At 69.0% G+C, this 14,384-nt stretch carries 16 protein-coding genes and 1 pseudogene; 10 read left to right on the forward strand and 7 right to left on the reverse strand.

Annotation, left to right across the window (positions count from 1 at the left end; genetic code table 11):
- The 4 genes from ACWDZ7_RS41490 to ACWDZ7_RS41505 form a co-directional block, all read right to left on the reverse strand.
- Positions 1 to 365 (reverse strand): hypothetical protein (locus ACWDZ7_RS41490; protein ID WP_451803936.1); only part of this gene is annotated, 365 nt, incomplete at its 3' end.
- A gap of 126 nt (positions 366 to 491) precedes the next feature.
- Positions 492 to 716, reverse strand: coding sequence for a hypothetical protein (locus ACWDZ7_RS41495; RefSeq protein ID WP_451803937.1), 225 nt, complete (start codon positions 714 to 716; stop codon positions 492 to 494).
- A 123-nt stretch (positions 717 to 839) separates the two neighbouring features.
- Entirely contained in the window at positions 840 to 1,403 is a 564-nt protein-coding gene (locus ACWDZ7_RS41500) for a hypothetical protein (RefSeq protein ID WP_451803938.1), read from the reverse strand.
- A gap of 474 nt (positions 1,404 to 1,877) precedes the next feature.
- A complete protein-coding gene (locus ACWDZ7_RS41505; protein WP_451803939.1) occupies positions 1,878 to 2,834 on the reverse strand; it encodes a LysR family transcriptional regulator in 957 nt (318 codons plus the stop codon).
- Positions 2,835 to 2,998: 164 nt separating this feature from the next.
- Between ACWDZ7_RS41505 and ACWDZ7_RS41510 the strand changes: the two genes are divergently transcribed.
- From ACWDZ7_RS41510 to ACWDZ7_RS41525, 4 genes are all read left to right on the forward strand, one after another.
- Positions 2,999 to 3,913 carry an NADP-dependent oxidoreductase gene (locus tag ACWDZ7_RS41510; protein ID WP_451803963.1) on the forward strand — a complete coding sequence of 305 codons (915 nt, stop codon included), beginning with the start codon at positions 2,999 to 3,001 and terminating at the stop codon, positions 3,911 to 3,913.
- Between the two features lie 239 nt (positions 3,914 to 4,152).
- Positions 4,153 to 4,698 carry a hypothetical protein gene (locus ACWDZ7_RS41515; RefSeq protein ID WP_451803941.1) on the forward strand — a complete coding sequence of 182 codons (546 nt, stop codon included), beginning with the start codon at positions 4,153 to 4,155 and terminating at the stop codon, positions 4,696 to 4,698.
- 337 nt (positions 4,699 to 5,035) lie between these two features.
- Complete coding sequence (locus ACWDZ7_RS41520) at positions 5,036 to 5,329, forward strand: NADPH-dependent FMN reductase (protein ID WP_451803943.1); 294 nt, start codon at positions 5,036 to 5,038, stop codon at positions 5,327 to 5,329.
- A complete protein-coding gene (locus ACWDZ7_RS41525) occupies positions 5,322 to 5,558 on the forward strand; it encodes a hypothetical protein (RefSeq protein ID WP_451803945.1) in 237 nt (78 codons plus the stop codon). The genes ACWDZ7_RS41520 and ACWDZ7_RS41525 overlap by 8 nt, the downstream gene beginning before the upstream one ends.
- A 272-nt stretch (positions 5,559 to 5,830) precedes the next feature.
- Here the strand turns inward: ACWDZ7_RS41525 and ACWDZ7_RS41530 are convergent, their stop codons facing one another.
- Complete coding sequence (locus ACWDZ7_RS41530) at positions 5,831 to 6,742, reverse strand: ArsR/SmtB family transcription factor (RefSeq protein ID WP_451803947.1); 912 nt, start codon at positions 6,740 to 6,742, stop codon at positions 5,831 to 5,833.
- 263 nt (positions 6,743 to 7,005) lie between these two features.
- Here ACWDZ7_RS41530 and ACWDZ7_RS41535 point away from each other — a divergent pair, with 263 nt between their 5' ends.
- On the forward strand, positions 7,006 to 7,545 hold the full coding sequence (locus tag ACWDZ7_RS41535) for a hypothetical protein (RefSeq protein ID WP_451803949.1): 540 nt from the start codon (positions 7,006 to 7,008) through the stop codon (positions 7,543 to 7,545).
- Here ACWDZ7_RS41535 and ACWDZ7_RS41540 read toward each other — a convergent pair.
- Positions 7,531 to 7,755 carry a hypothetical protein gene (locus ACWDZ7_RS41540; protein WP_451803951.1) on the reverse strand — a complete coding sequence of 75 codons (225 nt, stop codon included), beginning with the start codon at positions 7,753 to 7,755 and terminating at the stop codon, positions 7,531 to 7,533. The two genes, ACWDZ7_RS41535 and ACWDZ7_RS41540, sit on opposite strands and share 15 nt — an antisense overlap.
- Positions 7,756 to 7,957: 202 nt before the next feature.
- Here ACWDZ7_RS41540 and ACWDZ7_RS41545 point away from each other — a divergent pair.
- The 5 genes and pseudogenes from ACWDZ7_RS41545 to ACWDZ7_RS41565 all read left to right on the forward strand — a co-directional run.
- Positions 7,958 to 8,764 (forward strand): annotated as a pseudogene (locus ACWDZ7_RS41545) (IS5 family transposase); the annotation flags it as partial.
- Between the two features lie 457 nt (positions 8,765 to 9,221).
- A complete protein-coding gene (locus ACWDZ7_RS41550; protein WP_451803953.1) occupies positions 9,222 to 9,692 on the forward strand; it encodes an MSMEG_6728 family protein in 471 nt (156 codons plus the stop codon).
- Between the two features lie 186 nt (positions 9,693 to 9,878).
- Positions 9,879 to 11,264: a jacalin-like lectin gene (locus ACWDZ7_RS41555; RefSeq protein WP_451803955.1), complete on the forward strand. Its 1,386-nt coding sequence runs from the start codon at positions 9,879 to 9,881 to the stop codon at positions 11,262 to 11,264.
- Between the two features lie 70 nt (positions 11,265 to 11,334).
- The gene (locus ACWDZ7_RS41560; protein WP_451803957.1) at positions 11,335 to 11,808 is read left to right on the forward strand and encodes a MarR family winged helix-turn-helix transcriptional regulator; all 474 of its coding nucleotides are present in this window, start codon (positions 11,335 to 11,337) and stop codon (positions 11,806 to 11,808) included.
- Between the two features lie 75 nt (positions 11,809 to 11,883).
- Positions 11,884 to 13,473 (forward strand): MFS transporter, encoded by a 1,590-nt coding sequence (locus tag ACWDZ7_RS41565; RefSeq protein ID WP_451803959.1) that lies wholly within the window; start codon positions 11,884 to 11,886, stop codon positions 13,471 to 13,473.
- 389 nt (positions 13,474 to 13,862) lie between these two features.
- Here ACWDZ7_RS41565 and ACWDZ7_RS41570 read toward each other — a convergent pair whose 3' ends face one another.
- Positions 13,863 to 14,174, reverse strand: a complete 312-nt coding sequence (locus tag ACWDZ7_RS41570; protein ID WP_451803961.1) for an NAD(P)H-dependent oxidoreductase — start codon at positions 14,172 to 14,174, stop codon at positions 13,863 to 13,865.
- Positions 14,175 to 14,384: the final 210 nt, after the last annotated feature.

Genomic DNA, 14,384 nt, shown 5'->3' on the forward strand with positions numbered 1-14,384 from the left:
CCTCCAGGCCCTCGCCCTCGGTGAGCGCGGCGTGCTGCCGGGCGTCCGCATACGTGCCCCGGGGCGGCGGGGCCCAGGGCGTGGCCGCGGCGAGGTCCCTTCAAGGGGGCCGTTCTGGCGATAAGCATGCTGGCCACAGTAGCGGCGCGCTCCGATCCGGAAACGGCCTGTCCATACATCCAGTCGTCCGGGCCGCTGCCACGCCAGTCGATCAGCGGTGACCGGACGACATCCATTTCGTCCCAGTCGTGCAGGCCGGCCGCCTGCATGAAGCGGGCGATGTCTTGAACGCCGTAGGCGCGGCCGAGGATGGTCCCGTCGATACGCACGCGCCGCCCGCCGCTCTCGTCGGGCGGATAGATCACTACCGGCGGGTGTGGTCATCATGCCCTCAGGGTGCGGGTGCGTAGCTAGGGGTGCAGCCGGTGATGCTCCGCTCAGCCCGGGCAAGACGTGGTCGGCCACGGTGTTGAGCGCGAGTTAGGGGCCTCTTAGTTGGAGGCGTCTGGTGCGGAGTGGCCGGTACGTCCGGTTCCGAGGCTGCGCCGGGATGTCGGCGGCGCGGGGGGCCGGCCTCCGACGGCGCCGCGGGCGCGTAGCTCGGCAAGGTCGGGCAGGCGGATGCCCGGCAGCGAGTCGTGCAGATCGGCCTGGGCGGCGCGGATGCCCGGGGCGGGAGCCTCGGGACCGGCGCCGAGCGTGCGGCGGGTAGTCACACCGGTCATCGTAGGGCGAGTTGGGTACCGGTAGTTTGGTTGTGGGGCCTGGCTTTGGGCTGGTGATGGCCTTTGGCGGCCGGGCTTCGGCTGACGGCCGGTGTGGGAGGGTTGCTAACGGGCCTAACCCCTCATATCGGCCCAGACCAGTGTTCCCGGGAAATCGGTGTCCATATCGATGGCCCGCCACTCATCACCGTTGCCCATGACTGCGATCCACGGGGGCGGAGATGCCAGGGCGTTTCCCGTGACTTCGAGCACGGCCGAAAGGGATGCCCACCCCGGGCCTTCGAACCAGCGGTAGCCGGTCTCCTCGATGTCCCATGACCCGAGATGCCCCGTCAGGGTGTCGACGACGAGCTGCATCTCGCCCAGCGCGCCGATCGGCACGATCAAGCGGCTGTCGTCCGAGCCGTAGTGATCGTTCCTCAGCTTGTACTTCAGCGTTCCTAGATGATCACCCGCGATTTGCTTGACGCTGTAGAGCGCGAACGTGGACGGGATGACATCGGTGAGCCCCGACCCGTTGTGCCGTAACAGCGATTGCTCAACATCTTCGGGCAGCCGCACGCCGAGCGCGCTGTAGAGGCCGTCCAGCTCGGAGCGGGTGCACGGCCCCGGCAGAGGCTGTTCTTGCGGAGCGTACTGGTCCAGCCAGCGTTCGATCTTCTCCCACGACTCATCCACCGACACTCCTGTCCTCCGCTCGCCAACAGACCGGCACTCCATAGGAAATCACCAGATGCGTGCTACGGGCACGGGTTGGCTCGCGTCGGCGGAGCCATGGCGGGGGTCTGCTGGAGACCCAGGAATTTCGACGGGCAGGCCCTCGATGCTGTACGGGGCCTTACGGCCGGCGTTCGGGGCCATGTCAGCCCGCCTTTCGAGCCAGCAGCCGATAGAGGTTGCCTCGGTCGCCCAGCCGGGCGGCAAGCCCGACAAAAGCGTCGAAGGCGAGAGCACCCGGCATCGCCAGTGCCGCTGCAGCCACCATGGCCGGGCCACGCTGCCCGCCGCGCCGGGGAGGCCTTGGGCATCCACGACGCACGGGGGTCGGCCTTCACGCAGCCGAAGAACACCAGGGGCGACAGCTCGCCGAACCAGAGGTGGGCCGAGCCCCGCCGCCCTGTGCGTACCCCATACCACCGGCAGTCTTCCTGGTCACCTTGGGGCGCTCAGTGCTGTGCGGTCCGTTGCGGGCAGCCACCAGGGGGCGTCGGGGAGATGGTGCCAGCAGTGGGCCTGGGCGTAGGTGTGGATGATCTCCAGGGCGCGGTTGGTGGTGGTTGTCGCGGTGGTGGTGTTCCAGACGGCGTGCCAGGGGTACAGGGGGACGGGGCGGATCAGGGGGCGGGCGGTCAGGCCCTCGGGCAGCTGCCCGAGGGTGAGGCCGAAGGCGGGGTAACCGCGGGCTTGCACGGTTGCGTGGATGGCGGCGCGGCCGTGCCCGCGTACGCGGAGCGCACCGCGTAGGCCGAAGGCGGCCATGATCTGGTCGATCCAGTCGCGCCACTCGGCGGCTTCGTCGGCGGTGTGGACCAGGAGCGGGTGGTCGGCGAGAGCGGCCATGGGCACCTCGTCGTATGCGGCGAGGGGGTGGCCGGCGGGGATGATGACGCCGATGGACTCCAGCCTCACCGGCATGGTGGCGAGGGTCGCGGGCAGTTCTTGGCCGAGCCCGTGGATACGGCCGAAGGCGAGGTCGAGGTCGCCTGAGAGCAGGCGGGGCAGCGCGGCGGCCAGGCCCTGGCTCTGTATGACCTCGAACGGCAGGCACGGGGTCTGGGCGCGCAGGTGCTGGGCGAGGACCGAGGGGGTCAGCCCTTCGGTGAGGACGTCGATGCGCAGCGGTGTACGACTGCGGGCGAGGTCGTCGATCAGTTGCTGGGCGTCGCTGAGCAGGCGCCGCGCGCGGGTGGTGAAGACCTCGCCCGCGGGGGTGAGGGAGACCTGGCGGCGGTCGCGGAGGAACAGTTTGACACCGAGACGTTTCTCCAGGGCCGTGATCTGCGAGGACAGGGTCTGCTGGGCGATGGTGAGCCTGGCGGCGGCCCGGCCGTAGTGGAGTTCTTCGGCGAGGGTCACGGCGTAGCGCGCCTGGCGCAGATCGAGATCCACACCTTCACCGTAACAGCCTGAGGCTGTTGGGTGTCAGATGAAGAGTGTTGGACCCGCCAGGGCTCGCCATCGTTGACTGAGTAAGCAGAAGACGCCGTACGGAACCACTCCCAAGGGTTTGGCGGCGAGGTAATCGCTCATTCGAAGGTAAGGCGGCAAGCGTGATGAAGGCAGTGGTCATGGATTCCTACGGCGGCCCGGAGATCCTGCGGGTGGCTGATCTTCCTGAGCCGCAGGCAGGTGCGGGGCATGTCCGGGTGCGGATCAAGGCGGCGGGGCTGAACCCGATCGATGCCAAGATTCGGCGCGGGGAGTTCGACGCTGTCTATGACATCTCTTTCCCCCAGCAGCTCGGCAACGAGTTCGCCGGCGTGGTGGACCAGGTCGGCGACGGCGTCGAGGGCTTCTCGGCCGGAGACGAGGTGATCGGTTTTGTGGACATGGCGGCCTACGCCGAGCAGGTCGTCGTCCCCGCGGAGAACCTGGCGGTCAAGCCTGCGGCGCTGTCGTGGGAGACGGCGGCGGTCGTGGGCGCGGTCGGGCAGGCGGCGTTCAACGCGCTGGCCCGGCTGGAGCTGAAGGCCGGGGAGACGATGCTGATCCACGGCGCGTCCGGCGGTGTCGGGAGCCTGGCGGTGCAGTTCGCCCGTGCGCGGGGCGTGCACGTCATCGGAACAGCGGGTGAAGGCAACCACGACTACCTCCGCTCCCTCGGCGCCACCCCGGTGGCGTACGGCGAGGGTCTGGAGCAGCGGGTGCGCGAGCTGGCCCCGCAGGGCGTCGATGCCTCGCTGGACCTGACCGGCTCCGAGGAGGCGATCAGTGTGTCCGTCGCGGTGACGGGCGACAAGGCCCGGATCGTGACGCTGGCCAGCCCGCCGCTGGCCCAGCAGTACGGCATCACCATGATGTTCGGCACCCGCTCGGCCGCCACCGTCGCCCAAGTCGCCCAGGCGGTGGCCCGCGGCGATGCCGCCCTGCCCATCGCCCGCCGCTTCGCGCTGGCCGACATGGCCGAAGCGCACCGGCAGATGGAGACCGGCGGACACCAGGGCAAGCTCGTCCTGACCCTGGACTGATCCCCCCGGCGCGCGACGGCGCGCCCGCCACTGACCTCACGGCCGCTGAGACGGCGCGGCCGGGGCATGTCCACGCCGCCCCCGCTCAGTCGCCCGACGCGGAGCCCGGCCCGGGCCGACGGACCGACGGACCGACGGACCGACGGACCGACGGACCGACGGACCGACGGACCGACGGAAGGAGTTTTTCATGTACGCCAAGCACGTGCAGGGCCGGATCAGCTCAAGCCCGCACGCGAGTGCCGAAGGGTACCTGCGAGGAGCACCACGCCCGCCAGGGATTCGAGGGCGAGGTCTCCCAGCTCTACCACGCCCACCCCACCACCGACTGGCTGCGTGTGGAGGGCCCGATTCGGCCGCGCGGCATCCAGCTCACCGACGTACGCACCGCTGATGAGCACGACGCCCGTGCGCAGCCGGCGCCGCTGCTGTGCAACGACGACATCACCCTGTCGGTATCGCGGCGGACCGCGCCCATCACGTACTACTTCCGCAACGCCGACGGCGACGCCCTGCTGCTCACCCAGTTCGGTTCCGGCACCCTCATCACCGACTACGGGATTCCACTACGGGCCACTGGAGAACCTGGTCATCCCCAAGGGCACCCATCGCCCTCCCGGAACGGGGCCCGCTCGGGCACTTACCCGCGCCACCTTGCAGTCGGGGCAGAACTGGATCGTCACCATGGCCCCACGCCCCACGCCCCACCCAGACCGCCGACGCCGTCGAGCGGGCCCAGCCCTACCACCGCAACGTCGACTACCGCTTCGAAGGCGTCGGTGTAGCGCAGGGGGCGGATGGTGTCGATGTTCCAGACGCGGATCGGCAGCCTGTCCCGAGTGGCGGCCAGCCGTGTCCGGCTGGGGCCGTGGTTCATGCCGGCGGAGGTGATGCCGGCGGAGGTGATGCCGGCGGGGGTGATGCCGGCGGGGGTGATGCCGGCCAGCCCTGGCGGAGGCCCGGCGGGGCGGTCGTCGCCGGTTCCCAGGGGGATGATGACTTCGTCGCTGACTCAGCGCCTGGCCACTGCCTCGGCGACCCCGGCGACCCGTCTTCGCCGGACGACAGCCATGTCGTTCCGATGGCAAGCCCTCATTTTTCGATCTTGGAGTCTTCCCTGTCATGAGCCGTGTCCTGGCCATCTCCGGCTCGCTGCGAGCAGACTCCTTCAACACCCAGCTCCTGGAGGGCCTCCATGCCCTCGCCCCCGAAGGCATGCACATCGAGGTGTTCAAACAGCTCGGCGAACTGCCGCACTTCAATGAAGACCTGGAGAGCAACACGCCCGCCGCCGTACGCCGATTGTGGCAGGCTATCGCCGAGGCCGACGGCCTGATCGTGGCCACCCCCGAGTACAACGGTGCGATGCCCGGCGTGCCGAAGAACGCGCATCCGTGCCCAGAGCCAGTTGCGTGAACTGTTCGCACTGCTCAACGTCTACGTCATCGGCGGGCCCCAGGTTGCCATTCCCGAGGTCCACACCCGCCTCGACCGCACCAGTCGGCCCCACGAACGGCTGACCGACGCCACCACGCGGGCCATGCTCACCTCCCTCCTGCACGGCCTGGCCGAGGCCATCGACCACCAGGCCGGGGACCGCCTGATCAAGCCACTGCACCACTGGCGGAACCAGCAGGCCGCCTGACCCGCCCGCTGCTCGCGGGACTTCCGACTCGTGTCCCGGCTTCAGCCACCGGCACCTGCTGACAGGACTACCGGGCCGAGAGTGAGGGCGGCGACCACATCGAGGACCCGTCCGAGGACGCGCTGTTCATCTGATCGACGACCTCAACGACTTGGACAACACCTTCGTCTCATCCAGCCAGGCGGGGACGGCCCGGGCTGGTTGACCTCGGTCGGGTCCTGGACGGAGGCGGCATGGCCCACCCGGAACACCAGCAACTCTCCACACACGTTCTAGATGCGGGCTTCTTCCAGCAGGTCTGCCGCATGTGCGGTCCGCTGATACAACACGTAGCGCCCGTCTCTGACCTTGGTGACGAGGCGTGCGTGGTGCAGTGCGCTGAGGTGGTAGGAGACGGTGCCCGGGGTGCATCCGATCCGGGCGGCGAGTTCCGCGGTGGACCGGGCTGTTTCGAGGTCCGCCAGTAAGGCCGCTCGGGTGTTGCCGACCACTTGCGCGATTCTTCCGGACCTGCGGTCCCGGCCGGCTCCGATCCGTTGGGCGGGGTAATAGAGGACGAACTGCCCGGGGGTGTCGACCTGGATGATGACGTCGGGCCAGTTGAGCACGCCGGGGGCGAGGACCAGATCCCGGCCGGTGACATCGATTTCGCCATGCCACGACTTGGCGAGGGTGACCGCGTCGCCTGCCCAATCCATGTCGGGATGAAGTGTCCCGAGCGTCCGGCCGATGCCATGGGTGGCGATGGCCGTCGCGCGGTGGGCGATGTCCTGATTGATGATCGAGCGCAGTTCGGGCCAGCCCTCGGAGAGGGCATCGTGCCAGAACCGGGCGAGCCCGTTGGCGAGATGTCGCTGCATCTGCCCCGACTCCGCGATCCGGCGGGTCGTGGCCAGCAGCGACCTGTTCCAGTGGGTCCTGGTGTAGGTGAAGAGTTGGGTTTCGAGGTCGTCCTGAGATGTGGCCTCGATCTGCGCGATCTGCTCGTCGAGCAGGTCACGACGCTGCGTGTCCGTACCTGGCTGTGGGGTGAGCAGGTCAGGTGTGTAGGTGTCGCCGTTTTGCGGCAACAGGTCCGCGAGCAGGGCAACGTCGGGATGGGCAAGCGACGCGCGGGCGAGTGGTCCGGGATCTCCGAACACCGGGTGCCGTCTCGACGCGGCGGCGAGTTTCAGCCACGCCATGGACTCCGACGCGGGGGAAGGGGCCAACCGCGTCCTGGACACTGTGTCGGCGTCTACACGCAGAGTGAGCACCGCTCCGACGGTAGCAGTCGTCGCGATGGATTTGAACCGGCTCGAATGCTTTCCGGCGCGAGGTCCCCGCGTGGTTGAGTCGGGTTGCCGAACAACGGCGGCACAGCGTTCACTGCCCGATCTGAGGCGGTTGCCTCCGCACGACGGTGAGGTTGTGCACCCGTTACTCGAAGAACCTGGGAGAGGTTGTCATGGTCAGATCGAAGGGCACATCGAAGGCGAAGAGCCGCACGAGGACGGTCGGCGCGGCCGGCATGCGAGTTACGCGAACGGGCGCAGGTTCGATAGTCGCCATCACTGCCGTTCTCGGACTGAGTCTGGCAACCGCCGACCCCGCCGCAGCTGCGGATGCCGGCACCTGGCGTGCTTACGGCAACACGAATCCGATCACTTCCAGCTCCGCCACGTGGAAGTGTGCCGGCAGCAAGACGGTCGCCACCTCTGTGCTCGCGCAGGTCTGTGCGATCAGGTCGTCAGGCGGGGGCAGCGTGCAGGCGGCAGTGATCGTGCGCAACAACCGGTCCAGCCTCTACAGTGCGAGAGCAATCGTGGACCTGTATACCGCCACCCCAGCCACTTACCTGGGTCTTTGGGAGTGCGCGTCATCGGGGGTCGGGGCGAACTCGTGGTCAGTATGCTTCGGGAAAACCCTCAGCAAGCCCAGCTCGGTGAAGGTGAACGCGGCAGGGTTCCTCAACAATGTTGATCTCGGCCAGTCACCGAACGTCTGAACCGGAGCCCATCGGGTGGCGTGAATCCCGCGCGTTGTGCTCGGTCACCCGCTTCTGAACCTCACGGTGCACGAGGATGAGGGCGGCGGCGATCCGGGCCGCGATGTCCGCCGGGCCTTGGCTCATGGCGACTCGGATGCTGTCGCGATCATCCCTGCGGAACGGGTAGTCAATGGCGGGGAACTGGCCTCGGATGTACAGGTGCGTCAATCCCCAGGTTGTGTGGAGAGCTTGGCTATGCAGCCTGGTCTCGGTGTTCGGCCCGGGTCCGTGCTTCCCGGATGATCTGTTCGAACTCGACGGGCGGCCGCCCGCCGACCGCGCTGTGACGCCTCCTGGTGTTTACTGCTCTGACAAAAGCGGTTGATCATGTGGCTGTGGGCTTGTCGGCTCGTTGGTCTGAGTTCTGAGTATGGGGAACCGTCAGCCGCGACCGTGGATCGTGTCGGACGAACTGTGGTCGCTCAGCGAGCCGTTACTGCCCAAGCCCGCTCCCGAGCAGGTGGAGGGCAGACCGCGGGTGCCGGACCGGCAAGCCCTGTGCGGGATCCTGTTTGTCCTGCGTACCGGCATCCAAGGGGAATGCTTGCGCCAGGAGTTGGGATGCGGCTCGGGCATGACGTGCTGGCGGCGGCTGGCCGCCTGGAACGAGGCCGGCGTGTGGGACCGGCTGCACGCAGTGTTGCTCAAAAGAGCCGCGGTCGAAGAACCAGCTGGACTGGTCGCGGGCGGTGATCGATTCCTCCCACGCCGGGCCGCTCGCAGGGGCCCAACAGCGGGCTCAGCCCCTCGACCGCTCCCGGCCGGGCAGCAGGCACCATGTGCCCACCGACGGGCAGGGCATCTCGCTCGCCGTCTCGCTGACCGGCAAAAACCGCAACGACGTCACCCAGCTGCTGCCCCTGCTCGACAAGCTCCCTCCCGTCGCCGGCGTCGTCGGCAGACCACAGCAGAAACCCGACGCACTCCTGGCAGACCGGGGTCGGACCGGGGCTACGACCACGACAAATACCGACGCCTGCCCTGGCAACGCGGGATCCGACCGGTCATCGCGGTGCGGGGTCAGCCGCGGGGTCAGCCGCACGGCACCCGCCTGGGCATCTTCCGCCATGTCGTCCAGCGCACGATCTCCTGGCTGCACGGCTTGTGCCGCCTACGGATCCGCTGGGAACGACGCGACGACATCGACCACGCATTCCTCGGCCCTGCCGTCTGTCTGACCACCCACCGCCACGTTCGACGGCCGGCCTGGCCCTGGAGAAAGGCATCCTCACCCGCGCCGACTCGACGCGCTGCTCCCACCTGTGGTCCTCGTGCCGGGCCGGCAATCAAACTCCTTCCCTCGCCAACTGGCCTTAACGAAGTACTGGCGTCGTGGGCCAGGGCGCCAGCTGCTTCGTAGCCGAACACGGGGTTCAGACGAGGCCGCGGTCAGGTGGCGTACGGACTTCAGGAGCGAGTGGGCGATGACCGGCTCGAACGCGTTGAGCTGGAGCTGCCCGGCGCTTGAGGTGATCGATCCCGCACTCGACGGCATGCAGGACGTGAGGCACGCGGGAAGCGTCGGTCACGGCGGCCGTGCATCATGTCGGATGAAGGGGCCGTCCGCTTGCGTTCGGCGAGGCCGCAGACGAGGCACGCGGGTGAATCGGGACTATCCGCGGTAGGCATTCTGCGTGCAGACCTTTCTCCCGTACTCCGACTTCACCAGGTCCGCCGCGACCCTGGACCGGACACGTCTGGGCAAGCAGCGGGTCGAGGCCCTTCAGGTGCTGCGCGGCTTGACCGTGCCCGGCTACGGATGGCGGCATCATCCCGCGGTACGCATGTGGATCGGCTACGAGGAAGCCCTGGCCCGCTACGGCCTCGACGTGTGCGCGGTGTGGGTGGCGGAGGGGCGCGCCGACACCTGTGCCGCCACGCTCGTCACCGACTTCACCCGGCACCGTCCCGGCGCCGCCGTACGCGGCCAGGAACAGCTCGCCGAGGACGGTGAGCTGCCGCCCTGGCTGGGGGACCCCGCCTTCCACCGCAGCCATCAGTCGGCACTGGTGCGCAAGGCGCCGGAGATCTACTCCCCGCTCTTCCCGGGCGTCCCCGATGATCTGCCTTACGTCTGGCCGGCCTCCGACCGGGGCCCTTCGTAGCTTTCCTCCGTCGGCCCGCACGTGTCTCTCTCCGCGCACCGCAGCCGCGGCAGCGACCCGGTCCTGCGCGTGCGTTGACTCTTGCGTCGGCGCTCACTACGGTCGCCCGACCGCTCCCCTTCCTATGGGGAATCCGACCTATGGGGAATCCGATGGGGAGATCCTTGCGGACAACGAGGACGTGCGATGCGCAGTGACCGGCCAGGCACCGCCACACGCCGCCGCCTCGCGGCGCTGTCCGTGGCCGTCACGGCGGCGTGGGCCACCGCCGGCGTCGGCCCGTCGGGGGAAGCCGCCGCGTCCGCGTCCCCGCCCCAGGCTGCCGAGCCCGCCGAGGGCTCGTTCACCGTACTGACGTACAACGTCGCGGGCCTGCCCGAAGGGATCTCTTCCGGAAATCCCGAGCGGAACACCCCTCTCATCTCACCGCGGCTCGGCGGCTACGACATCGTCAACGTCCAGGAGGACTTCAACCACCACGCGGCGCTCTACGCGGGTGACGATCATCCGTACCGCACCGCGACCAGCGGTGGTGTGCCCTTCGGCGACGGCCTCAACACCCTCTCGGACCTGCCGTACAGCGATTTCGAGCGCGTGCGGTGGAACAGCTGCAACGGCACCGACTGCCTGACGCCCAAGGGCTTCAGCCTCGCCCGGGCGCGGCTGGCCGAAGGCGCCGTCGTCGACATCTACAACGTGCACACCAACGCCGGTTCGACCGGGGCCGACCTGGCCGCGCGTCGTGCGAACGTCACACAGCTGTCCGACTTCATCGCCGCCAACTCCGGCGGGAACGCGGTGATCGTGATGGGTGACACCAATACGCGCTACTCCCGCACCGGTGACAACATCCGCGATCTCGTGAGCCGCAACGGTCTGACCGACGCGTGGGTGCGGCTCGTCCGCGACGGCTCCGCTCCGCCCGCCGGTTCCGACCCGCTGCTGTGCGACCCCGCTCACGTCACCGACGACTGCGAGGTCGTCGACAAAATCCTCTACCGGGGGAGCCCGCTCCTCGCGCTGACCGCCGACCGTTACCACAACGAGCATCCGGCGTTCCGCGACGCCGAGGGCGCGGCGCTCTCCGACCATTACCCGCACACCGTGGACTTCTCCTGGAAGTTCCGCTCCGACCTGCGGGCGAGCGACCAGTTCGGGGGCCCGCACGGCACCGCGTTCAACGACAGCGACGACATCGACGGCCTGCCGCCGGGTACCCGCGCACCCCGCACCCTGGCCCTGCGCGGGGCAGCCCGGCTCGACGCGGTCGCCCTCACCCTGGACAGCGGTATCCGGCTGGCCCACGGCGGTACCGGTGGCAGCCCGGTCTCCCTCACCCTCGCCCGCGGCGAGCACCTCACGTCGGTCACCCTCACCAAGGGGCGGAAGGACGGCCGCACCCGTGTGTTCTCCGCCGAGTTCACCACCGACGCGGGCCGTTCCCTCTCCTCGGGCACGCCGACTCCGGACGCCGTCACCTTCATGGCCCCGGCGGGCCTGCAGATCGTGGGCTTCACGGGCCGCGCGGGCGCCGGTATGGACAGACTCGGGATGCTCTACGCACCACGGTGACCAGCAGCGGAGCCTGAAGCACCCAAAGCCTATGTTGACATAGGTATGGAGGCATATCTATGATCGAGGCATGCTCGCCTCCAGCACGCCCGACCAGGACACGCACCGCATCGCCTCCGGGCTCGCGGCTGCCCTGCCGGTGCTGTACCGGGCACTCGACCGGCGGCTGGCCCAGGACTTCCCGCACTCCAAGCTGCCCGAGGGCCAGCTGGCGCTGCTGCGGCTCGTCGCGGAGCGGGACGGCGTCACCGTGCGCGAGGCCGCCGACGAACTGCTGATGAAGCCGAACAATGTGAGCGCCCTGGTCACCCAGCTGGTCGGCCTGGAACTGCTGGAGCGCCGACAGGATCCGGACGACAAGCGCGTCGCCCATCTGCACACCACGGCCGAGACCCGGCGCCGTCTGACCGCGGTCGGGAAGCTCATGGACGGGTACCTCATCGAGGCGCTGGACGCCCTCACCGACGGGGACCGCGCCGCGATCGGGTCCGCCCTCGGCGCCCTGCGGGGGCTGGCACCGCACATTCACCCCGCCGCCCACTGACTGACGGCGTTCGCGCGGCTGTCCGCGCCCCCCGTAGCCGCTCACCTCAATCTCTCCGAGAAGCAAAGCACCTCCATGCCCTCCACCGTCGTGGATCCCTCCCGCCTGCCCACGCCCTCTCCGTCCGATACGCCGCGCCGTCGTCGCGGCAGTCCCTGGCTCACGCTGATCGCCGTCGCCTTCGGCCTGTTCATGGTCGGCCTGGACGGCTCCGTCGTCTCGATCGCCAACCCGGAGATCGGCCGGGACCTGAACGCGTCCACCGCCGATCTGCAATGGGTCACCAACTCGTACCTGCTGGCCCTGGCCGCCGCGCTGATTCTCGGCGGGAAGCTGGGTGACCGCTTCGGACGACGTACCTTCTACATGGTCGGTGTCCTGGGCTTCACGATCGCCTCCGTCGCCATCGGTCTGGCGGGCTCGATCGAGGGCGTCATCGCCTTCCGTGCCGTACAGGGCTTCTTCGGCGCCCTGCTGATGCCCAACACACTCGGCCTGTTGCGCGCGGTGTTCCCGCCGAAGAAGTTCGGTATGGCGGTGGGCATCTGGGCGATGGTCTCGTCCGTGTCCACGGCGCTCGGCCCCATTGTCGGCGGTCTGCTCGTCGAGCACGTCACCTGGGAGTCGGTCTTCTACATCAACGCGCCGATCGGTGTCATCGCGCTCGTCTTCAGCGCCCTGGTGCTGCCGCAGAGCAAGAACCCCGCCGACCGTCACCGATTCGACGTACCCGGCGTCGTCCTGCTCGCGCTCGGCCTGCTCGTGGTCGTCTTCGGCGTGGTGAAGGGCGAGACGTGGGGCTGGAGTTCGAGCACGACCCTGGGAACCCTCGCGGCCGGCCTCGTCATCCTGCTGGTCTTCGGGTGGTACGAGACGCGCGTCGGGCACCCCCTGCTGCCGATGCGCCTGTTCCGCAACCCCGCGCTGACCATCGGAACGCTCATCACCGCGGTCAACTTCTTCGTCCTGCTCGGCGTGATCTTCTTCGTCATGCTCTACCTGCAGAACGTCCGCGGCTTCACCCCCGTCGAGGCCGGTGTCCGTACCCTGCCGCTCAGCCTGGCCTCCGTCCTCGCCTCGCCGCTGGGCGCGAAGCTCACCGAGAAGTTCGGCGCCCGCCTGTCCATGCCGCTCGGCATGGTGCTCCAGGCCGCCGCCTCCTTCGGGATGCTCGGCTGGGGCGCGCACTCCTCGTACGCCGCGATGTGGCCGCCGTTCATCGCGCTCGGTCTGGGCGTCGGCATGGTGATGGCCGCTTCCTCCGACGCGATCGTCGGCAACGCGCCGGTCAAGGACGCCGGGGTGGCGGGTGGTCTGCAGGCCACCGCGCTGCAGATCGGCGGCGCGCTGGGTACGTCCGTCCTCGTGTCCCTGATCAGCGGCCGGGTCGGCTCGACCCTGACCGGCGAGCTGACCTCCGCCGGGGTGCCCGCGCCCATGGCCGACGGGATGCATGAGGCCAAGGACGCCGTGGCGATGGGGATCGCTCCCGTCTCCGGTGACATGCCCGCACAGCTGAAGACGGCGGTCATCGAAGGCAGCGGCCAGGCGTTCATGAACGGCGTGCACACCGCCGTGCTCGTCACGGGAGTGCTCTGCGTCCTGGGCGCGGTCCTCGCGGCCGTCGGTATACGGAGCACCCGGCAGGTCCCCGCCGACCACTGAGGCGAGTCTGCGTACAGCGAAGTGCGCGCCGCGCCCCGAAGTGACACTGTGATGCCGCTCATCCACCGTCTGGATGGGCGGCATCACAGCATTGGACGCCGAAGGTTCCCGTGCGGCCGATGGCGCCGAGCCAGTGGGCGCTGTGACCGGCGACTGTCGCGACCATTGAAGCTCACTGGGAGCACTGCCCCCAGGTCCTGGGGCAGGCCGTACGCCACACCCCGGCTGCGGGTGGGGGTCGGTCGAGAGGGCGGTCAGCCGGCGAGCCGGCTCTGCCAGTGGTGCAACGGCTGGATGAGGCGGCCTTTGGCCTGGTGTTCGTTGGTGTTCGTTGGCTTCGGCGAGGCCGTGCAGGAGAGAGGTGGGCATGGCGCGCGTGGTGGGGTCGGTCAGCCGCTCGCCAGGCTCGGCCCTGTGGTCCAGGCGGGGTGTGGACTTCGGGGATGGCGATCTGGGGGCCGACCGGCCATGTAGACGTTGAGCAGGGCGAACAGTGCACGCGGCCTGGCTTTGGGCGCGGATACCGCAGAAGACGCCCGGGGAGGCTGAACAGGACCATCGCGGCGTGGCCGGGCAGGGCGCTCTTTTCCGTAAGGGAGTGAAGCCCGATCGAGGGCGTTTTTCAGGACGCCGGGCATGGCACCGTTGTATTCGGGGGTGGCCATGACAAGGCCGTCGGTCTCGGCGATGGTCTGCCACATGCTGCGCACGGTGGCCGGCGGGTCGGTCCCGGGCCGTCTTGGACCTCAACGCAGGTGATAGTCGACCGCGGCCTGCCCAGCGAGTGGCAGGCCATCCTCGCGATGTGCGTGCCTTCGGGCGGCCGGGCGGTCGCCGAGATCGCGGCGCGCATGCGCATCCGTCTCACTCCCATGACGCTGCTGCTCGGCGAACTCGCCGATCGGGGGCTG

The organism is Streptomyces sp. NPDC003032 (assembly GCF_053591415.1).